The following is a 22,040-nucleotide window of genomic DNA, read 5'->3' as shown; positions in this document are numbered from 1 at the left end:
TTTCAATCGGCGTCGATGTTGGACACTAGCCTTTTTTGTAAAATCGCGACATCTCATCCAGAGAATGACGAATGATATCGACAGGAACTTTCTGTTCTTTCTCGACTTTTAACTGGCGATTCAGTTGCTGAGAGTGTCCGCCAGGATTGACCACAAGCATCAGTTCTTTGCCGACCAATGCATAGTTGTAGTAGCTGCCAGCAATATACCAATCGCGAGGGGCAGAGCTATCAAACAAGTTATGACCAACGCTGTATGAACTGGTTGTGCCTTGAACGTCAAACAGTGTATTCATCATGGTTGGCACGACGTCAAAATGGGTCGTGCGATAATTAATTTGCTCTGGTTGACGATTTGGCATGTACACGTAAAGAGGCACATGCACTTGAACGTCACTGTAGTTACCCGTGTGGCCCCAATAGTTCATCTTATGGTCGTTAAACTCTTCACCATGATCAGATGAAATCACCACAATGGTATTGTCCAAGTCGACGTTTTTCAGCACATCGCCAATCAAGCTATCGATGTAGTACAACGAGTTCTTGTATCGATTGTGGTAAAGCGAAGCGTCAAAGTCGTTGTTGAGCAAAATGTGGTCAACGCGTTCCCAGTATGGTTTGAATTTCGCAAATTCAGGTTCAGGAAACACCGTGCCGTGGGCAGCATCGTAGAACAGAAAACCAAAATACGGCTTGTCGCTGTCCTGCTTTTGGAACTCGATGAACTTGTCTGTTATCTGCTGATCGCGCTGGACAGCTGTTTCCCCAGTTTGTTTCAAGGTCAAGTCCGACACTTTTTTGAATACCGTGCGAGAAAGTGGCGGGCTGGTGAGCGGTGCCGAGCCAAAAATGCCCATGCGGTAGCCTTCTGCTTGCAGCGTATCCATAAAAACAGGAGAGCGTTGGCTTGCGTAAAAGCTTTCCCAGTAGGTCGCTGGCAAGCTGTAAAACAGGCTGAAAATACCCGCTTGAGTTGAGTTGCCGCCGCTCATATGTTGTGTGAAGTTCACCGTTTTTTCGGCGAACTTGCTGACATTTGGCATGACTTCCGGCGTCGCATCACTGTAGCGCCACGCGTCAACCAAGATAAACAAAACATTGGGCTGCTTCTCTTTGCTTTGCACTTGAATGGGTGCAAGCGGGTAGTTGAGTGAGCTACGTTCAATATTGGTTAACTCTACGCGGTTCTTCGATGCAATGTTCTCATCCACTAGGTCGTGTTTGTAAATAAATTTACGAGCCGTCAGCGGGTAGTAAAGTGGCCAGTTATTCGAAAACTGACTGACTTCATCGTCGTAAAGCGCGTTTTTGTACGCATGAATCATCTGTGTGCTGACCAATACAGCAAACCAGACGCTGATCAAAACGAACTTAGCTCGGCTTTGTGCCAGTTTATTACTTACCCAAACGGTACAGGCGAGCCCGATCACCAGAACGGCAACTTCACTGATGAAGATTAGCCAACTCATCCACGAAATATCGAAGACATCACCACCACCTTCGAAAAACATACGGATTAATAGGGCGTTGATGTGAAGTTTGTATTGCTGAAAAACGAGGATATCGACTTTAAACATGATCAGTAGACAGATCGCGATAGCGATCACGATGCCTTTGAATGCTCGAGTCGGTAGAAAAGAAAGTAATAAACTCAACAACATAAATGGAAGAGCGATCAAGCCCAGCCAGCCATATTGAGTCGAAACCAAATAGTAACCTTGCAAAAAGGTTAGTGGTTCATTCGGATTGTTAGACAACACAAAAGGATAACAAGCGATCGACAGATACACTGCAAAGCAAGCAAAAAAAGCAATCAGCCAAGCGCTGTTGGAAGACAGTTTGCGAAACATACTTTTTATATATTTATAAATTATAGGTAGCAAGAGTATAAAACAGTGTTTTTTATTATGGAATAGTTGCGAGTAATGTCACATTTCGTATGACTGTGTAAGATTTTGCTTACGCCTTGAAAAGGTGATGTTTTCTGTCCATTTTGAGCGATATGTAACCTTTTACTTTTTTCAGAACACGAGATCACTGCGGGTTTAAATAGGGCTGTGCTAAGCTAGCTAACAGTTTCAATCGGCGCTCGGTATTCCCAATTTGTTTACTGTTTATCACTCCAACCAAGTTGATGTTCTTAAATCACTCCTTGTCGAACTGATTCGAATCAGTCCGCTGGAAAACCCGTTCGAAAAAGAACAAATTCTGGTTCAAAGTCCGGGCATGTCCCAATGGCTAAAAATGGAAATGGCCAAAGAGTTTGGTGTTGCCGCGAACATTGATTTTCCGCTCCCTGCAACCTTCATTTGGGAAATGTTTACGCAGGTGTTGCCAGACGTGCCAAAACGCAGTGCGTTTAACAAAGAAGCGATGACGTGGAAGTTGATGCATCTGCTTCCTGGGCTTCTTAACCAAGACGTGTTTTCGCCGTTAGCGCAGTACCTCAAAGATGACAGTGACCACTCTAAGCTGTATCAGCTGGCTGAGAAAATTGCCGATATTTTCGATGGTTACTTGGTGTATCGTCCGGAATGGATCGCAAGTTGGGAAGCTGGGCAGAGTGTGGCAGAGCTGGAAGATGAGCATCCGTGGCAGCCGATCTTATGGCAAGCGTTGTACGATCACACTGTGTCATTAGGACAGTCTCCTTATCACCGTGCTAACCTTTATGAGCACTTTATCGACACGTTAGCGAGTTTTAACGGCAATTTTGACCATTTACCCAAGCGTTTGTTTGTTTTTGGTATTTCCTCGTTACCGCCTCGCTATATGGATGCGCTAAAAGCAATTGGTGAGCATATCGATGTGCATCTGATGTTCACTAACCCGTGTCGCTATTACTGGGGTGAAGTTCGAGATCGCAAGTATCTTGCTCGTTTGGCGGCGAAACATCGTCAGCACGTTGTGTGGCAGGACGATCACTCGGAAGTGCAAGGTGAAACTAAGCAACTGAAAGGTTCATTGGAAGATAATGTGATCGATGAGCTGCACACCGATGTGGTCGGAAACAGTCTGTTGGCGTCCATGGGTAAACTCGGGCGCGACAATATGTATTTGTTGTCTCAGCTGGAGTCTCATGAAATTGAAGCGTTTGTTGATGTTGAGCGCGACAGTCTGCTCCATCAATTGCAAGCGGATATTCTCAATCTTGAAGAACATCAAGATGACCAACAGATTGAAAACAGTCATCACAAACAAGTGGTTCGCTTGGGTGATAAATCACTGAGCCTACACGCTTGTCACAGCCCGATGCGTGAAGTGGAAGTGCTGCATGATCAACTATTGGCGATGTTCGATGCTGACTCAACGTTAAAACCGCGCGATATTATCGTGATGGTCGCGGACATCAACGCTTACAGCCCTGCGATTCAGGCGGTCTTTGGTAACGCACCGGGTGAGCGTTTTATTCCCTATTCGATTTCTGACCGAACCGCCGATCAAGAGAGCCCAATTCTGGCCGCATTTATGCAGTTGGTGAACTTACCCAATACGCGCTGTTTGGCATCAGAACTACTCGAACTTTTGGAAACTCCGGCGATATTAAAGCGTTTTGAACTCAGCGAAGATGATTTCTTACAAGCCAAACAATGGGTTGAGGAATCGGGGATTCGCTGGGGGTTGGATGCCAATACCGGACGCGAATTTGAACTGCCGGAAACCCGTCAAAACACGTGGCAATTTGGTATTCAACGCATGTTGCTCGGCTATGCGATGCCAGAATCCGCAGGCTTGTTTGAAACCGAGCAAGGTAGTTTGTCTCCGTACAACGAAGTGCAAGGCATGGGCGCAGAGCTTGCGGGCAAGTTGGCACACTTTATCCAACAAATTAGCACTTATCGCAGCAAACTTTCTCATGTTCAGACTATTGATGGTTGGCGAGAGACTTTAGTTTTACTGCTGGATGACTTCTTCTCAGTTGAGTTAGAAGGCGAAATGGCGCTTAAATCCATTCGCGATACGCTCAGCCAACTCAAAGAGCAATTAGCTGATGCCGCATTTGATGATGCGTTATCGCCGTCGATCATCAGCCAATACCTTCAAAACAAATTATCTGGCACACGAGTCAGCCAGCGCTTCCTGGCTGGTCAAGTGAACTTTTGTACCCTGATGCCGATGCGCTCTATTCCGTTTAGAACCGTTTGTCTACTGGGGATGAATGACGGCGTGTACCCGCGTTCCATGCCGCCAGAAGGCTTTGACTTGATGACGGGAAGAACCAAACCGGGCGACCGTTCGCGCCGAGATGATGACCGTTACCTATTCCTCGAAGCGATGTTGTCTGCACAGCAAACGCTCTACATCAGTTATGTTGGCCGTTCAATCCAAGACAACACCGAGCGAGTGCCTTCGGTTCTGGTTTCTGAGCTGATGGAATACTGCCACCAAAACTATTGTTTAAGTGGTGATGAAGCGTTGCCCGTTGATGAGTCTGGCGACAACTTATTAAATGCGTTGGTGAATACCCACGCCATGGTGCCGTTTAGCCCAAGTGCGTTCCAAGGCACGCACGCTAGCTACGCGAAAGAGTGGATTCCAGCGGCATTGACTCAAAGTAGTCAATCGCAAGGCTATGTTCGTCGTGATTTTAATCGGGCATTAGACGACTATCTGTTAGGAGCGACGTTCCCACTTGAGCTCGACTTAGTCGAGTTGCAACGTTTCTGGCGCTTACCTGTGCAGTATTTTTTCAATCGTCGTTTAAAAGTAATCTTTGAACCGCCACTGCCGGTGATGGAAGACGACGAACCCTTTGTTTTAGGTGGTTTGGAAAGCTATCAAATGCGTGATGAGCTGTTAGAAACCTTGCTTGAAACGACATTGATGCAGCCAGAGAAAAAAACAGAGGTGCTTAAACACTTTATGAGTCAACAGCGCGCGCAAGGCAAACTGCCGGTGGGGGCGTTTGGTGATATCGAATTTGAAACCAACCGAGTTCAGGCGGAAGAGCTGGTGGACAAACTGGCGTTTTTATCTGGTGCGCCTCAAGACGATTTGGAAATCGACCTGACGTTTGATTCCTTGTTTGAGCGAAATGAAGGCGAAGAGAAAAACGTTCGCCTAACAGGTTGGCTAACCCAGTGTTACCAATCTGGGTTGATTCGTTACCGAAGCGGTAAGATTCGCTCGCAGGATTACCTTGCAGCGTGGATCGATCACCTTGCCATGTCGGCGTCGGGTTATGCCAAGAAAACTCATCTGATTGGCTACGATCGTAAAGAAGGCGCGCTGCATTTGATCTACCCAGAAATTGCCGATGCGCAGTATGCCAAACAGCTACTGACTGAATTAGTTCGCTTATTCTTCGAAGGCATGACTAAGCCTTTGCCTTATTTCCCGAAAACGGCGTTGGCTTGTGTTGAAGCGGGCTTTAGCCGTGGTCAGTGGGTCGATGACGAAGAGAAATCTTTGAAGAAAATGGCTGACGCATTCAATGATGGCTTCATGAGCCCGGGCGAAGGCAATAATGCGTACATCTCTCGAATTTGGCCTGCTTGGAATGATGAGTTGGCCTCAGAAGTTCGTTTGCTGACAGCATTAGTACTGCAAGGTGCGCGCTTAGCGGTTCAAGACGCTGATGATGTAAAAGCGTGATAAAGAAAGTTGGATAAAGAGAAGGAAGAGTAGGGTGGCCGCCAGAAAATCATTATTTTTTGTAGGGCGTTCGCTGTACGGCCACAAGGTCAGAGGGACCATGATACTTTTGTTTAATTCATTTGAGTTGTGCCGCCAAAAAGGTTTGGCTTATCTCGTGGGGCGCATACTAACGGTACGTCTTATGGATAACCGTGAGAAAGATCTCACAAAGCTCTAAATTATCCAACTTGTTAAACATATTAATAGAATTTTTAACTATAGATCACATTTATTAGGTGATACGTCCTAGTAAATAATCCGGAGAGATTCAGCGTTATGGATCAAATGTCAGGTGCAGAGTGTCCTCTACATACGTTAGACCGCACAGAGCAACCTCAACCAACGCCACTAGAACCGATGACGTTTCCTCTGCATGGTGCGAGGTTAATCGAGGCATCAGCAGGTACAGGTAAAACCTTCACTATTGCAGGTTTATATCTGCGCCTTTTGCTTGGTCACGGCAGCGCGGAAACTCGACATCGCGTACCGCTTACGGTCGACCAAATTCTGGTCGTAACCTTTACCGAAGCGGCAACTGCGGAATTACGCGATCGTATCAGGGCAAGAATCCATGATGCGCGAATCGCGTTTGCGCGTGGACAGAGTTCCGATCCGGTGATCCAACCTTTGCTTAATGAGTTTGATGATCACAAGCAAGCCGCAGAAATTTTATTGCAGGCAGAGCGTCAGATGGACGAGGCGGCGGTCTACACGATTCACGGTTTTTGCCAACGTATGCTAACGCAAAATGCGTTTGAATCTGGCAGCCGATTTAATAACGAGTTTGTGACCGATGAAAGTCACCTAAAAGCGCAAGTTGTAGCCGATTACTGGCGCCGCAATTTCTACCCGTTGCCATTTACCTTGGCTGGGGAAATTCGCCAGCTATGGAGCTCTCCATCTGCGTTGTTGTCTGACATCAGCAATTACTTAACTGGTGCACCGTTAAGCCTTTCCGTTCCTGCAATGAAAGGCAGTTTGGCTGATCTTCATACTGAAAATTTGAAAAAAATTGATGAATTAAAAGCGCAGTGGCGAGAAAGCCAAGATGACTTCTTCACGCTGATTTCAGATTCAGATATTAACAAACGCAGCTACACCAAAAAGTCTCTGCCGACGTGGTTGGAGGCGGTAAACGCTTGGGCAGCAACGGAAACCACAGGTTACGATTATCCAGACAAGCTGGAGAAATTCGCGCAAAACGTCTTGTTGGAAAAAACACCGAAAGGCAGTGCGCCGCAGCATGCGGTATTTGAAGCCATTGAAACATTTCTTGCCAATCCAATCAGCTTAAAAGCGCCACTGCTTGCTCATGCGATTGAGCATTGTCGTGTGATGCTGGCCAACGCGAAAAATCAAAAACAGTGGCTCTCTTTCGATGATTTGCTGACGCAACTTTCTGCTTCTATCGATACGGACGAAAGCGAGCTTTTAGCGGCGCGTATTCGTACTTTGTACCCTGTCGCAATGATTGACGAGTTCCAAGATACCGACCCGCTTCAATACAGTATTTTCAGCCGTATTTATCTGAACAACCCGGAATGTGGTTTGTTTATGATCGGGGACCCCAAGCAGGCGATTTATGGCTTTCGTGGCGCAGACATTTTCACCTATATAAAAGCGCGTAACCAAGTAAGTGCCCACTACACGTTAGGAACCAACTGGCGTTCTAGCGCAGATATGGTGCAGGCGGTAAACCAAGTATTTGCTTTGCCAGACAGTCCATTTATCTATGATTCGGACATCCCGTTCTTACCCGTTAAGTACAGTCCCAATGCCGAAAAACGCATTTGGACTATGGGTGGCCAAAAGCAACCCGCGCTGACTTATTGGTTGCAAGAAGCGGACGATAAACCGCTACCAAAAGGCGAGTATTTGACTCGAATGGCAGAGGCGACCGCAAGCCAAATCCAAACCATTTTGACGCAGGCTCAACAGGGGCAAGCGTGTCTGGTGAATGGCGAAAAACAGAAAGCGGTTCAAGCGGGCGATATCGCGGTGTTGGTTCGAACAGGTAGTGAAGGTCGAATGGTCAAACAAGCGCTGGCTGATAAAGGCATTGCCAGCGTGTACCTGTCTAACCGAGACAGTGTGTTTACCAGTTCGGTGGCGCAGGATTTACAGCGTTTGCTGCAAGCGGTGCTGACTCCAGAAAATGACCGTGCGCTGCGTGCAAGTCTTGCCTCTGAGCTGTTTGCCCTCGACGCTGCAAGTTTGGATGCACTTAATAACGATGAAGTGGTGTGGGAAAACGCCGTAAACGAATTCAAAGAATATCGCAAACTTTGGGTTCAACGTGGTGTGCTGCCGATGTTGCGCGCGGTGATCAGCAAACGTCATATTGCCGAGCGATTACTAGAAGAAGGTGCGAGTTCACCGGGTGAGAATGGTGAGCGAGTACTTACCGATTTAATGCACATCGGTGAACTGCTTCAACAAGCCAGTAATGAACTGGATAGCGACCACGGTCTGCTGCGTTGGCTCGCTCAGTCTATCAGTGATGCGGAAAACGGTTTGGGTGGCAGTGATGACCAAATCCAACGTTTAGAATCGGAACGTAACTTAGTGCAGATCGTAACTATTCACAAATCAAAAGGCTTGGAGTATGACCTCGTATTTCTGCCGTTTGTGTTCAGCTATCGAGAAGCCAGCGAAGCCAAATATTACGATGCAGCCAATGACCGCACGGTACTGGATATCACTGGCAACGACGCGTCCATGAAGCAAGCGGATAAAGAGCGTTTGGCGGAAGACTTACGCTTGATATACGTGGCACTAACACGTGCTGTGTATGCGTGTTTTATTGGAGCCTCGCCTTTGCGCAATGGTCGTTCGACCAAAGAGCCAACTGGCGTACACCGCAGTGCGATTGGCTATTTGATTCAGAATGGTCAAGAAGGTGGCATTAACGATTTGCACCAAGGTTTAACAAAGCAACAAGACGAGCTTGATTGTGTCGTTGTGGCCGATCCGCCGCCGCAACTCGAAGAGAAGTACGTAGCGCCACAAGAAGAAATACACGATCTTAGCGCGAATGAGCTGCAAAACCCTATCGATAGAAACTGGCGCATCACCAGTTATTCTGGCTTGGTCAAGCAAGGCTCTCATCACGCCGAGCATGATGCCACGATTGAGATTACGGGTTTTGATATCGACTCATCTGAAGAACAAGACGAAGCGGATTTGGTGGAGCCAGAGCGTTCGATTTTTACCTTCCCTCGTGGTGCGCGTCCGGGTACGTTCCTGCACAGCCTGTTTGAGGAAATTGAATTTACTCAGCCAGCCACGACGGAAGAGAATACACAAATCATCCTTGGCTTGATGGAAAGCGAACAGCTCGATGAAGAATGGTTGCCCATTTTACAGCAATTGATTGATACCGTACTCGCAACGCCGTTGGATGGTAAGTCTTTGCTGCTGAATCAAAAAGCACCGTCGCAACGTTTGGTGGAGATGGAATTTTTGCTGCCGATTGAAGTGTTGTCTGCACCGGCGTTAAACCGAGTCATTCAACGTCACGATCCGTTGTCGGCGAAAGCGGGGGATTTAGGTTTCCAAACCGTGCAAGGTATGCTCAAAGGCTTTATCGACTTGGTGTTTGAACATCAAGGTAAATACTACGTGCTTGACTGGAAATCGAATCATCTTGGCGACGATGTGACGAGCTACCATGGTGAGGCTCTGAAATCGGCGATGGCGGATCACCGCTACGATTTGCAGTATCAGATTTATGCGTTAGCACTGCATCGTTTCCTACACAGCCGATTGGCGAATTATCAATACGATCATCACTTCGGTGGCGTGTATTACTTGTTCTTGCGCGGCATGGATGGGCAGAGTGACCACGGCATTTTTGCCGCGAAACCAACCTTAGAGTTCTTACAAGAGATGGATCGTTTGATTGATGGTCAAGCACTTGAAACGCGCGCAACTCAAGCCGGGCAGATGGAGCTACTTTAATGACGACAAATCACAATCTTCATTCTGACCAAGATAGCCTATTGGTAGTGTTGGAACGCTTGGCGCACAAAGGTGCTATTCGTCAGCTCGACTACCAATTCGCCTGTTTTATTGATTCTCAAACGCATGATGAACAGTCGGACAGTCAAGCATTGGCGTTTATCGCAGGTGTTGTCAGTAGTGAGCTTGGCAAAGGACATATCTGTCTGTCTCTGTTCGATGCACAAGGGCAATCTACGGATTTAGCCAGTAAGCTAGGGCTGTTTGGTGAGTCGGCATTGGCGCTCAACACACAGTTGCAAGGCATAGACTGGATTCAAGTATTAAAAAATGCCACCGTGGTCGGCGCGCAAGGAGAAGCCTTACCGCTGATGTTCGATGGCGAGCGTCTGTATCTGCACCGCTATTGGCATTATGAAGTGACACTGGCGGAAAAGCTCAATCAGTTGGGCGCCGCAGTTAACTTGCAACCACAAGAGTTTGCGCGATTATCCGAGTTGCTCAACCATCTGTTTGCGCGCCAATACCATTTTCTATTTAACGCGTTAGGCAAAGCAGTAGAAGCGGGAAGCAGCAACCAAGTGTTGCGTCAACAATTGGTGTGTGACCACCTTGATGTGGTCGCAAGCGAATTGTTGGATTGGCACGCCATTGATTCCGTGCTTAGCAATGCGCGCAAGGTTCAAGATTTGCAAACACTGGATGAACTCGTACCACTCTCAGCTTGTGTGAACTGGCAAAAAGTCGCGGCGGCGGTTGCGTTAACTCGTCGATTTGCTGTGATTTCTGGTGGCCCTGGTACGGGTAAAACGACGACAGTAACCAAATTGCTTGCTGCTTTGATTGAACAGGCGACGCACGAGAAAAATCTAACCATCAAGTTGGTGGCCCCGACGGGGAAAGCGGCGGCGCGATTAACCGAGTCCATTGGTAAAGCAGTGCAAGAACTACCAGTTTCTCCGGAGCTAAAAGCCAAAATTCCGACTGAATCGAGTACCTTACATAGGTTGCTGGGCGCGATTCCTAATAGCGCAGAATTTCGTCACAACAAGCAAAATCCACTGCATTTGGATATTTTGGTTATCGACGAAGCGTCGATGGTTGATTTACCAATGATGTACAAAGTGGTCGATGCCTTACCGAAGCATGCGCGGCTGATTTTGTTAGGTGATAAAGACCAACTTGCCTCAGTTGAAGCAGGGGCTGTGTTGGGTGATATCTGTTCGTTCCATGCATTGGGTTATGGCAAAGAGCAGGCGTCAGCCATCGCAAAACTGACGGGTTTCGATACTTTAGCCCATACGGGGAACAGTGCCTCCAGCATTGCCGATAGCTTATGTATGCTGCAAAAGAGCTACCGATTTGACGCTCGCTCAGGCATTGGTCAGTTGGCAAAAGCGGTTAACTCAGGTTCTGCTGCGAGCGTAGATAATGTCTGGGCGCGTGACTTTTCCGATATCGAACATTTCGCATTAAGTAGTCAACATTATAACCAAATGATGCAGACGTTGGTGCAGGAATACGGTCGTTACCTCAAACGCATTGGACAACAGGAAACTGATCCTAAAACCGGAGAGCCAGAGTCGCTAACGCACAAAGCCAAAGCGGTGTTAGATACCTTCAACCAATGCCGACTGCTGTGCGCGATCCGTGAAGGTGACTTCGGTGTGGCTGGGCTAAACCAACGCATTGAGAAAGCGCTCGCGGCGCGCAAGTTCATTCAAGTTCAGGATGAAATTTGGTATCACGGCAGACCTGTCATGGTTACGCGTAATGATCACGGTTTAGGTTTGTATAACGGTGATATTGGTATTTGCATGCGAGATGACAGTGAAGAAGAACCGCGTTTGAAAGTCTTTTTCGAGTTACCTGACGGCAGTGTGAAATCGGTCTTGCCAAGCCGAGTACCTGAACATGAAACGGCTTACGCCATGACCATCCATAAATCGCAAGGCAGTGAGTTTGATTACACCCTGATGATTTTGCCACCAGACTTTAGCCCGATATTAACCCGTGAGTTGATTTACACAGGCATTACCCGCGCGAAAAAGCGTTTAGCTCTTTATGCCGAGCTCAATGTTCTGAAGCGAGGCATTAAGGTGAAAACCACTCGCGCGAGTGGTTTAGTACAGCGGCTTACTAACTAAAACAAGAAGACCGAGCTTATGGCTCGGTCTTCTTTTATGTACGTTGTGCAAAGGCATCGGTAAACGATACGCTGCGTATTTTGTATTGCTGTTGATAAGTAAGGATAAAGTCTCGAATGGCGTCATTCACCGGAAAAACACAGTGAACATCTAGGCCTTCTAAAAACTGATTGTCAGCCATATCCCAGAAACTTTGAAGCGAATTACAAATGATTGTTCTCATAACAGTGCTCGTCTCGGCTTATTGAAAGTCAGATTAACAACTGTCCTTGGTGTGCAATGCGGGCTAACTAGTTATCGACTGCCCAGCATTTTAGGGTGAAGGCTACGTATCATCACCTAGATCCATTTGTATTGGTTAAAAACCAATCACTAGCGCGCAGAGTATAGCCAACAGTGTGTATATTGAAAAGGTAAAAATGGAACTAAAATCAATGTAATGCTTTGCATATCTAAATTAATGATATTACTGCTTATGATTCATTGCTTTATTGTTGAGAGAGTCGGAGCATGGCGTTCTAAACCTCGGATTGAGGATTCAGAACGCATCTGTTAATGATGTTGAGTTTGTTTATAAGTCTAACGCTAAGATTTTGGACTTACGCTGAAAGTTGTACAGCCCTTGTTTGGCTCCTGGCAAGTAATCGACTCCAACTTCGTAGAATCCTTGCTCTCTAAACCAATGTAGACTGTGGGTGGTAAGGACAAAAATCTGGTTGATGTTTTCTGATTTTGAACGATGCTTCATGTAGTTCAGCAGCAACAAACCTCGGTTGCCATCCCGATAGTCTGGGTGAATAGCAACACAGGCCATTTCAGCTTTTCGTTCTTCAGAATATGGGTATAAAGCCGCGCATCCGATGATTAAGCCATCTTTTTCAATGATGGTGAATTTACCAATCTCTTGCTCTAGCTGTTCTCTCGAACGCCTGACCAAAATGCCTTGTTCTTCTAATGGATGAATCAATTCCAAAATGCCGCCGATGTCATCAATACCAGCTTGACGAACTTGCTCTGCGCTCGCCATGACGACTTGAGTTCCGATACCGTCAAACGAGAACAACTCCTGAATCAAAGCTCCATCTACTTTGTAGCTGATGAGATGGCTACGTGGGACGCCAGCGCGACAAGCGGCGATGGAACCTTTGAGGAAACGCAAAGTGCCCGTGTTGTAATCGGAATCTGAAGCGTGGTTTTCTGAAAGCGTTTTGATGACGTGCTCTGCTTCGATAGGCAGCAACTCTGCAACGGCATTGCCATTGTCGTCAATCACGCCTTGTTCTGAGCAGAAACCAATCAGTTTGTCTGCGCCTAATTTGATCGCCAGTTGCGTCGCGACTTCTTCAGAAAGTAAGTTAAAACACTCACCAGTCACGGAGCTCGCAATAGGGCCAAGTAGCACAATGGAGCCTTGGTCGAGCGTGCGATTAATCGCGTCGGTGTCAATGCGGCGAATGCGTCCACTGTGGCAGTAATCGACACCGTCATCTACGCCAAGTGGCTGTGCAATGACAAAGTTGCCACTGACTACATTCAGTTGTGTGCCAGCCATCGGGGTGTTGTTTAAGCTCATTGAAAGGCGTGCGGTAATGGCTAGTTGAAGCTGCCCAGCAGCTTGCATAACTACCGATAGTGCCGCTTCATCGGTAATTCGGATGTTTTTGTGGTATGGCGTAGTAAGGTCTTGTTTTTCAAGTAATTGATTGATTTGTGGACGAGCGCCATAAACGACAACGACTTTGATGCCTAAACTGTGCATCAAAGCAATATCATTGATTATATTGCCAAAATTATTATGAGCGACCGCTTCACCTCCCAGCATGATCACCATGGTCTTCCCACGGTGAGCGTTGACGTAAGGGGTTGATTGGCGGAATCCTTTTACGAGAGCGGTACTACGAATTTTCACTACAGCCATTCCTTGTGTTTATTTATGCTTAAATAATGTCTTTTTATTCAGTTAATGGCAAGGCAATTTTTTGGAATAAAGCACAAACATCTGGAGTACGGCGCTTTGTCCAGTTTGGTTATGGAGGTTACAATACGCGCGTCTATTTCAAATAAGTGAACCTCATGTCTTCAGTTGTAAATAAGAATGCTGCGATCACTGCTCAAAACGAGTCTAATTCATCCACAAAATCGTCACTTCGCAAGTGGGCGGAACGTTCTCTCATGCTAATGGCAGTGCTGGGTACGGTCATTGTTTGTATGCTGTATGGCGATTTGATCACTCGGTACATTAATCCTCCCATCTCTAAATCAATAATTTATGGCCGCTGGGTTGAGCAAGATGTAGCGCCTTACTCGAGGGAAGAGTTTGTGCTTAGTGAAAGGGGCGTGACCGTTAATGGCTCGACCATTGCAACCGATTTTGAATTTGATGGCGATTCGTTCTCATACAAAGTCGGTTCGACCGTACGCCATTTTGATTTTGTCGGAAAACAACATACAGAAATGAAGTTGGATACGCGGGCGCACTATCTTCCGGTCTTTCGTCTTGAAGGGCACGCTGGCATCGCCGTTCGTTAAATACTGTGTTTTCTATTTGAGCATTCGCCATTGCGCGAGTGCTCAACATTCCTATCTTTTTGATATCCACATCAGTTCAGACATTGTCTGGACAATTTCGTAAATATTCTCCTGTTATCATGTTGTTCGTCCCGAAATGGATGATTTAACAACAAGTAAACGGATTGGCTTAGTGTTGAAACATTTTGTCGTCGCTTTTCAATTGCGTCGTTTGCATTTGTTTGCCATCCTTTTGCTATTCTTTTTTACGGAAAAATCACGTGTTAAAAAAACTCCTTCCTATTATTTCTTTGAGTCTGCTATTTGGTTGTGCTCAACAAAATGATCGCGCTCAGCAATATCTCGATGGTGAGTTCCCTCAGATCCTAAATAAAGTGGATGTAGTTGAATCCAACAAACCACGCGATTTTACTGAGTTTAATAAGCAAGCTGAGCAAGTGGTGATGAAGTCACCATCCATGGCGAAGATTTACCAACCGCTTTACCAAAGACTGAGTGAGTGGGCGCAGCAAAGCGGAGACACCAGCGCGTTGAGTGCGTTTGGCATTCAAGCTGCGCAATTGGGTGGTGGTGATAAAAAAGGTAATGTGTTGTTTACCGGATACTTTTCTCCCGTGATGGAGCTTCGTCATACACCAAACGACATTTTTAAGTACCCAGTTTACGGTAAGCCAAACTGCACATCAGATTGTCCGACTCGCGCGGAGATCTACAATGGGGCATTAGATGGCCAAGGTTTAGTGCTTGGTTATGCGCCAAATCGTATTGACCCGTTTATGATGGAAGTGCAGGGTAGTGGCTATGTGCATTTTGAAGATGATGATACGTTGGAGTACTTTGCGTACGCAGGGAAAAACAACAAAGCTTACGTCAGCATTGGCCGCATTTTGATTGAACGTGGTGAAGTGCCGCGTGAAAAAATGTCCCTCAAAGCGATTAAAGAGTGGGTGATGGACAACGACGATGCGACAGTGCGCGAGCTGTTGGAGCAAAATCCTTCTTACGTTTTCTTTGCACCAAAAGCGGAAGCGCCTGTAACAGGCTCGGCTGGTATTCCGTTGTTGCCAATGGCCGCTGTCGCGGGCGATCGTTCTATCTTACCAATGGGCACGCCAATCTTGGCGGAAGTGCCGTTGTTGAATGCCGATGGTACGTGGAGCGGTGCTCACCAACTGCGCATGCTGATCGTGTTAGACACAGGTGGTGCGGTAAAACAAAACCATTTGGATCTGTATCATGGCATTGGTGCGAGAGCAGGGACAGAAGCTGGTCACTACAAGCATTTTGGTCGAGTGTGGAAACTTGGGTTGGAAAACTCACCAACTCAAGCGCCTTGGGCTTTACCGCCAGAAAAGCTACAATAGCTCCCCAAGAAAGAGGAACCCCCTCTTATCTAGACATTTCATCAAAGAGTGCGTATAAATCGCACTCTTTGTTTTTCTATCGATCATCTGGACTTCAATATGCGTGAACTCGATACCCCTGCATCTGACAGCTACAACCAACGCTTTGGCGGCACACGCCGTCTTTACGGCAATAGTGAAGTGGACATTCTTCGCGCTGCACACGTTTGTGTGATTGGTATTGGTGGTGTCGGTTCATGGGCGGTGGAAGCGCTGGCTCGTACGGGGATCGGTGAGCTGACTCTAATTGATATGGACGATGTTTGTGTCACGAACATTAACCGCCAAATTCATGCGATGACGGGTACCGTTGGTCAAAGCAAAATTGAAGTGATGGCTGAGCGCGTCAAGTTGATCAACCCGGAGTGTAAAGTTAATCTGATTGATGATTTCATTACGCCAGACAATCAACATGAGTACTTAAGTAAAGAGTTTGATTACGTGTTGGATGCGATTGATAGCGTAAAAGCGAAGGCGTCTTTGCTGGCGTATTGCCGCAGCAACAAGATCAAAGTGATCACCACGGGTGGCGCTGGTGGTCAGGTCGATCCAACGCAGATCATGGTCGCTGATTTAACGAAAACGATTCAAGATCCTTTAGCGAAGAAAATCAAAGACACTTTGCGTCGTCATCATAACTTCCCTAAGAATCCGGCTCGTAAGTTTGGTATTGATTGCGTGTTTTCAACCGAGCAGCTGAAGTATCCTCAAGCAGACGGTTCAGTGTGCGGTGTGAAGTCGACAGCGGAAGGTCCAAAACGCATGGATTGTGCTAGCGGATTTGGTGCGGCAACTGTCGTAACCGCGACGTTTGGCTTTGTTGCGGTATCGCGAATCGTTGAGAAGCTGATTCAAAAACACAAGAAGTAGTTCAGCCAAAAGCATCAAACAGAAGGGCACATTATGATCGATTTTCCTGCATCTCCATTTGGAACAGAAATCACCAGCGAAGATATTGTCGCAACGATGCAGCAATTTAAAGGCTGGGAAGATCGTTACCGTCAGGTCATTCAGTGGGGTAAAAAGCTGCCACAAATGCCAGAAGAGCTGAAATCAGAACAAGTTACAGTATCGGGTTGCGAAAGCTTGGTGTGGTTAGTGAGCCAAGCGCAAAATGGCGTGTGGCATTTTTGTGCAGACTCCGATGCGCGTATTGTACGCGGATTAATTGCGTTGGTGATGGCGGCTTATGACGGTAAAACGGCCGATCAAATTCAAGCGTTTGATATTGATGATTATTTTGAGCAGCTGGGACTCATCGCGCATTTAAGCCCATCACGTGGTAATGGCCTGAAAGCTATTGTTGAGCAGATTAAGCACACTGCCGTGTAATGAGCCATTTCCCCAATTTTTAAAAAACGCCGAATAGCTTAGCTGTTTGGCGTTTTTTGTATCTGAGTTGAGACGTTTTTTGCGTGTGAATAAAAAATATGCAAATAGTCGACTATTTTGACTTTAATTGACCTTTCTATTGCTCCTGATCCATTATATTGCCCACTTGGTTTTTATAGACTCAATTGTATTTAAAATTTGTCTATATTAGATAATAGACATATGCCCCATTCGCTTCTATTCCCCAATGTTGAAACACATTTGGAGGCGATTGGGTTACTTAGATACAAACGCTAGGAACCTCCCTGTATGCAATTCACCTTGGAACATGCGCAAGACGTGTTATCCGGAATGCCTGACCCCACTTTTATTTTGAGTGAAGATGGTATCTATATTGATGTTTTTGGAGGAACAGACAAAAAAGCCTATCACGATGGAAGCAATTTGATAGGTAAGACGCTGCACAGCGTACTTGAGAAAGAGCAAGCCGACTGGTTTATCGAACAGATCAATCGGTCACTCAATCAAGACAGTATTGTGACGATCGAGTACAAGATGTGCGCCGACAGCATTCAGGGAATAGATGCGAACAGTGGGCCAAAAGGCGACCTCTATTACGAAGGGAAAATCTGTCCGCTCACTATAAACTATCAAGGTCGTCGCGTTGTTCTCATTCTTACCCGCAACATTTCCAACCGCCACCGAGTCGAAACCCTTCTTCGCCACCAAAGCCAAATTGACGCTCTCACAAACATCTACAATCGACGTGTTTTTTTCGAAAAGCTCACAGAAGAAGTCATTAAATCCCAAACTCCTGACTACCAATCTGCTCTATTATTGTTTGATTTGGATTTTTTTAAAGTTATCAATGATAAACGTGGCCATGATGCGGGAGATTATGTCTTAGAGACATTAGCCGATTTGGTTTCTCACTTGTTGGTTAAAGACGAGATTTTTGCAAGAGTCGGAGGGGAGGAGTTTGCGATTATCCTGCCAGAAACCTCTCTATCGGCGGCGAAAGAAGTGGGAGAGGAAGTACGTTCCCATATTCAAAATTGCCAGTTTGAATTTGAAAAGATTGAAATTCCGGTCACGGTGAGCGTGGGTGTGGTCAAAATAGGCAGAAATGAAACCACCAAACGCTTGTATGCGCATGCAGATAAAGCGCTTTATGCTGCGAAAAGAAATGGCAGAAATTGCGTGGCGACTCTGGATAGGCAGATGGAGTAACCTTGTTGGTTACTCCAAGTCGAAAGGTTGGCGTTATAACATGTCGACGGCTTTCTCTACGGCGGCGATGAGCCTATCCACATCTTCTGCCGTGTTATAAATACCAAAAGAAACGCGTACCGTTCCTTTGACGTTTAGCGCATCCATCAATGGGTGAGCGCAATGGTGTCCTGCTCGTACCGCAATGCCTTGTTGATCGAGCAGCGTCGCCATGTCTTGGTGATGAACGCCGTCCATTACGAACGTCAGTACAGAGGCATTCGGTTGATAGCCTAGAATATGGATGTCATCCAACGCGTTTAGTACTCGGTAGGCCTTATCCTGAAGCACATGGAGATGATCCTCGACTTCGTGATGGTCAAAGCCTTGGTACCACTCAATGGCTTTCGCTAAAGCAATCGCGCCCGCTACGTTTGGTGTTCCCGCTTCAAATTTGCCAGGAAGTGCTGAAAAGGTCGTTTTCTCGAAAGAAACGCGTTCAACCATTTTGCCGCCGCCGTGCCATGGTGGCATAGCTTCTAACAACTCTAGTTTGCCGTATAGAACGCCAATACCTGCTGGCGCATACAGCTTGTGACCTGAGAAAACGTAAAAATCGATATCTGATGCCGACAAATCTAGCTGCTCATGCACGATGCCTTGTGCGCCATCAACTACAACTACCGCACCAACGCTGTGCGCTAGCTCGGTGATCTTTTCGATAGGTTGGCGTGTGCCTGTTACGTTGGTTATTTGTGCGCACGCGACGATTTTGCATCGCTCAGAGATCTTCTGCTCAAACGCCTGTAAGTCAAACTGGCATTCAGCCGTCATTGGCACTTTCACTATTTTCGCACCAGTTTGTTCGGCTACAATCTGCCACGGCACGATGTTGGCGTGGTGTTCCATCTCGCTAATCAAGATTTCATCGCCCGGTTGTAAGGTGCTGCGAGCGTAAGTTTGTGCAATTAAGTTAAGTGCTTCGGTTGCGCCTCGCGTCCAAATGATTTCTTTAGAGCTGTTTGCACCAATAAACGTTGCTACGGCTTCGCGAGCGGCTTCAAACTGGCTAGTCGCGTTTGCTGTCAAACTGTGGCTACCACGATGCACGTTAGCATTTTGTACACTGTAGTAACGGCTAATCACATCGATCACGCACTGTGGCTTTTGTGTTGTTGCTGCGCTATCAAGGTAAACCAAAGGCGATTGGTTTACGTCTTGATTTAGGGCCGGGAACTGTTCGCGTACAGCGTTTACGTCAAACATTACTCTTCACCAAATTCGTGATAATGCAGTGTTGGGATAGTGACTAGCGGTTCTGCGACCATCCATCCATGCTCTTTACCGGAAAGTTTGATAATGATTTCCATTGCGAACTCAAGTGCAGTTCCTGGTCCCTGACTTGTCAGTAGGTTGTGATTCACATCCATGGTGACACGTTTAGCTCGCCATTTGTCTTCAGGAATATGAGATTGGAAGCTTGGATGACATGTCATCAACGCATCTGGGTACAGGTTGTGGTGTTGCAAAACCAAAGCAGGAGTTGCACAAATTGCCGCCACCAGTTTACCCTCGTACATGTGCTGTTTGAGGATTTCAATCATGACGGTACTGTCGCGGAAAGTTTCTGCTCCGCCCACGCCGCCAGATAATACAATGGCATCAAATTCGTCGTCAGCAATATCGACCAATTTGCAGTCAGCGGTCAGTGTTACACCGCGAGAGGCTTTCATAGTCAGTGAACCATCGAAATCTGCGCTTGCGACCGTTACGTCATAGCCTGCTCGAACCATCAAGTCGATAACGGTGACGGCTTCCATTTCTTCGGTGCCCGGAGCGATCGGCACTAAGATTTTCTTACTCATTCTTCTGTCCAGCTTTGTTCTATTTGTTTGATGCGTTGGTAAAGTTCTAAATTCTCAGGTGTATTGATGCGATGTTTCTCTGCCGCTTTTAGCAAGTACCCAGTGATAAAATCAATTTCGGTCGGGCGCTGATGAAACACATCTTGCCTCATTGAAGAATAGTTCTCAGACGTTGCCCGCACCACTTGCATAATGGTCTCGAAAAGCACGTCGAACTGCGTCGCAATGTCTTCCTTATTCATCACTTCGACAAGTTCTTTCGTGATGTTTTTCAAGGTGTCTTGAAAATCACCGTGTGCGAGGTCGCCATTTTTACATTGATGCAATGCTGTAAGCGGGTTGATTGCACAGTTTATGGCGAGTTTGGTCCACAATGCGGCATTGATGTTTGGGTTCCAAACAACTTCTGGTAAAGCGTGCTGCATAACATCTTGCAAAAACTGGCATTGAGCGCCAGATGCATTAAAGCCGCCAACTTGAGTGATGCCTTGCCCCGTGTGCATTACGAGTTCTTTATTCGGCTTATAAGCACCATGGGTTGTGGTTGCGATAACGACGGGATTTCCGGATAGCATCTCTTCTACCTGCTCGGCCGTACCCATACCATTGTGCATAAGCATAACAATGGCATCGCGATGAATGTGCTCAATAAGAGGTTTGAGTGCAGTGATCACTTGCCACGCTTTCACCGTGACCAAAATCAAATCCGCTTGTTGTAAAGAGGGAATATGTTGGTTAGGAAACTCCATTGCAGGTGAGTCATCAAGCGTAAGGGAGTGTTGCGGCTCAGACGTTCTGCCCCACACTGATACTTGGTGTCCTGCCAATTGAAATTTTGTTGCCCACAGTGAGCCAATGGCCCCCGGACCTAAAATGAGAATATTCACCAAACGCTCTCAGTAAAAAGGTTTGCTGCAAGGATAATGAGGGGAGAGAGGAAAGCAAATAAAAATGGCGCTAATTGGCGCCATTTTTTGAGGAAACTTATCGGTTCAATTAGAACTTGTAAGTTACTGCTACGTAGTGACCTGCACCAGAAGATTCTGGTTTGTGACCCCATGGTAGAGCTTCGCCATCTTTGAAACCGTACACGTCTTTGTAAAGTTTTAGACCGTAACCAACTGCAAAGCGGTCAGAGTGCCAGTAGATACCGTTGAACATTGCACCGCCGTTAGACGCTGTAGTGTTGAACTTGTTACCTTTGTCGTCATCCATACCGAATTGGTAATCGATGTAACCTTGGTAAGAAATGAATGAACCGTTCTCGAAGAAGAAGAATGGTTTGAACCAGTTAGTAGAAACTTGGAAACCGTTCCAATCTTTCTTGTTGCCATCGTAAGTACCGTATAGGTTTAGGCCGATTTTGCCTAACCAAGGTACCATCACGTCAGAACCTAGACCGATTTTTTGAGAGTTAACGTCAGAGTTACCGCCCCACTCCATTAGAGTAGAAACGTATAGCTCTTGAACAGGACCAAAAGATAGGTCTTTACCAGTTAGCGCGTCTAAAGACATACGTGGTGCGAATTTCATGAAGATTTTTTCGCCGCCAGCTTTGTCGCTGCCTGGGTCAGAAGCTAGGTTGAATACGTCAACGTAACCGTAAAGATCGAAAATACCAGAGCGACCGCCGAATTCCATCTCTAGGTAATCATGAGAAGATTCAGCATAACCTTTCTCATTGAATGCACCCATTAGGTTAAATTGCATCCACTTGTAATCGTTTTTGTGGATATCGCCGTCAGAGTAATCTGCAGCCAATACTGGAGCTGATGTAGCCGCTAGAAGGCTAAGAGCTAGAAGTGATTTACGCATAAGGGGACTCTCTATGTTTGTAATGATTCAGAACACGCAATCTGTGCTGCGCTTTCCAATTGGCGGGAATAATAGCGATAAAAATCGCAAATGAAAGTGATAAAGGGTGCAAAAATGAACGTTTTTAGTGAGGTATGTCACGAA

Annotated in this window: 15 protein-coding genes; 8 read left to right on the top strand and 7 right to left on the bottom strand. The window is 46.5% G+C overall.

Going from position 1 to position 22,040, the window contains the following annotated elements; translation table 11 throughout:
- Positions 1-25: 25 nt before the first annotated feature.
- On the bottom strand, positions 26-1,849 hold the full coding sequence (locus tag ACF8EG_RS06325; protein WP_045626644.1) for a DUF3413 domain-containing protein: 1,824 nt from the start codon (positions 1,847-1,849) through the stop codon (positions 26-28).
- 253 nt (positions 1,850-2,102) lie between these two features.
- On the opposite strand from ACF8EG_RS06325, the gene recC reads away from it, so the two are divergent.
- The 3 genes from recC to recD all read left to right on the top strand — a co-directional run bounded on the left by recC (position 2,103) and on the right by recD (position 11,743).
- A complete protein-coding gene (recC, locus tag ACF8EG_RS06320) occupies positions 2,103-5,594 on the top strand; it encodes an exodeoxyribonuclease V subunit gamma (RefSeq protein ID WP_069507375.1) in 3,492 nt (1,163 codons plus the stop codon).
- Between the two features lie 327 nt (positions 5,595-5,921).
- The gene (gene recB, locus ACF8EG_RS06315; RefSeq protein ID WP_069507409.1) at positions 5,922-9,596 is read left to right on the top strand and encodes an exodeoxyribonuclease V subunit beta; all 3,675 of its coding nucleotides are present in this window, start codon (positions 5,922-5,924) and stop codon (positions 9,594-9,596) included.
- Complete coding sequence (gene recD / locus ACF8EG_RS06310) at positions 9,596-11,743, top strand: exodeoxyribonuclease V subunit alpha (protein WP_069490389.1); 2,148 nt, start codon at positions 9,596-9,598, stop codon at positions 11,741-11,743. The genes recB and recD overlap by 1 nt, the downstream gene beginning before the upstream one ends.
- Before the next feature lie 34 nt (positions 11,744-11,777).
- On the opposite strand, the gene ACF8EG_RS06305 is transcribed toward recD, so the two are convergent.
- Complete coding sequence (locus tag ACF8EG_RS06305; protein ID WP_011106047.1) at positions 11,778-11,966, bottom strand: hypothetical protein; 189 nt, start codon at positions 11,964-11,966, stop codon at positions 11,778-11,780.
- A 348-nt stretch (positions 11,967-12,314) separates the two neighbouring features.
- A complete protein-coding gene (gene argA, locus ACF8EG_RS06300) occupies positions 12,315-13,652 on the bottom strand; it encodes an amino-acid N-acetyltransferase (RefSeq protein WP_005482311.1) in 1,338 nt (445 codons plus the stop codon).
- Between the two features lie 164 nt (positions 13,653-13,816).
- Between argA and ACF8EG_RS06295 the strand changes: the two genes are divergently transcribed.
- From ACF8EG_RS06295 to ACF8EG_RS06275, 5 genes are all read left to right on the top strand, one after another.
- Positions 13,817-14,272 (top strand): DUF2850 domain-containing protein, encoded by a 456-nt coding sequence (locus ACF8EG_RS06295; protein WP_206926062.1) that lies wholly within the window; start codon positions 13,817-13,819, stop codon positions 14,270-14,272.
- A 260-nt stretch (positions 14,273-14,532) separates the two neighbouring features.
- Complete coding sequence (gene mltA / locus ACF8EG_RS06290) at positions 14,533-15,636, top strand: murein transglycosylase A (RefSeq protein ID WP_005456533.1); 1,104 nt, start codon at positions 14,533-14,535, stop codon at positions 15,634-15,636.
- A 99-nt stretch (positions 15,637-15,735) separates the two neighbouring features.
- Positions 15,736-16,545 (top strand): tRNA cyclic N6-threonylcarbamoyladenosine(37) synthase TcdA, encoded by an 810-nt coding sequence (tcdA, locus tag ACF8EG_RS06285; RefSeq protein ID WP_005484934.1) that lies wholly within the window; start codon positions 15,736-15,738, stop codon positions 16,543-16,545.
- A 33-nt stretch (positions 16,546-16,578) separates the two neighbouring features.
- Positions 16,579-17,007 carry a cysteine desulfurase sulfur acceptor subunit CsdE gene (csdE, locus tag ACF8EG_RS06280; RefSeq protein WP_005482295.1) on the top strand — a complete coding sequence of 143 codons (429 nt, stop codon included), beginning with the start codon at positions 16,579-16,581 and terminating at the stop codon, positions 17,005-17,007.
- A gap of 309 nt (positions 17,008-17,316) precedes the next feature.
- Positions 17,317-18,237 (top strand): sensor domain-containing diguanylate cyclase, encoded by a 921-nt coding sequence (locus ACF8EG_RS06275; RefSeq protein WP_005456666.1) that lies wholly within the window; start codon positions 17,317-17,319, stop codon positions 18,235-18,237.
- A gap of 33 nt (positions 18,238-18,270) precedes the next feature.
- Here ACF8EG_RS06275 and csdA read toward each other — a convergent pair whose 3' ends face one another.
- The 4 genes from csdA to ACF8EG_RS06255 all read right to left on the bottom strand — a co-directional run bounded on the left by csdA (position 18,271) and on the right by ACF8EG_RS06255 (position 21,896).
- Positions 18,271-19,482 (bottom strand): cysteine desulfurase CsdA, encoded by a 1,212-nt coding sequence (gene csdA, locus ACF8EG_RS06270; RefSeq protein WP_069507374.1) that lies wholly within the window; start codon positions 19,480-19,482, stop codon positions 18,271-18,273.
- The gene (locus ACF8EG_RS06265) at positions 19,482-20,081 is read right to left on the bottom strand and encodes a DJ-1 family glyoxalase III (protein WP_045626638.1); all 600 of its coding nucleotides are present in this window, start codon (positions 20,079-20,081) and stop codon (positions 19,482-19,484) included. Before ACF8EG_RS06265 ends, csdA begins: the two co-directional genes overlap by 1 nt.
- On the bottom strand, positions 20,078-20,968 hold the full coding sequence (gene panE, locus ACF8EG_RS06260) for a 2-dehydropantoate 2-reductase (protein ID WP_069507373.1): 891 nt from the start codon (positions 20,966-20,968) through the stop codon (positions 20,078-20,080). Before panE ends, ACF8EG_RS06265 begins: the two co-directional genes overlap by 4 nt.
- A 109-nt stretch (positions 20,969-21,077) precedes the next feature.
- The gene (locus ACF8EG_RS06255; protein ID WP_005456639.1) at positions 21,078-21,896 is read right to left on the bottom strand and encodes an outer membrane protein OmpK; all 819 of its coding nucleotides are present in this window, start codon (positions 21,894-21,896) and stop codon (positions 21,078-21,080) included.
- Positions 21,897-22,040: the final 144 nt, after the last annotated feature.

Source organism: Vibrio sp. YQ_11 (assembly GCF_043103065.1).
GTDB classification, from domain to species: domain Bacteria; phylum Pseudomonadota; class Gammaproteobacteria; order Enterobacterales; family Vibrionaceae; genus Vibrio; species Vibrio parahaemolyticus.
This window is presented reverse-complemented; position numbering and strand designations above follow the sequence as displayed.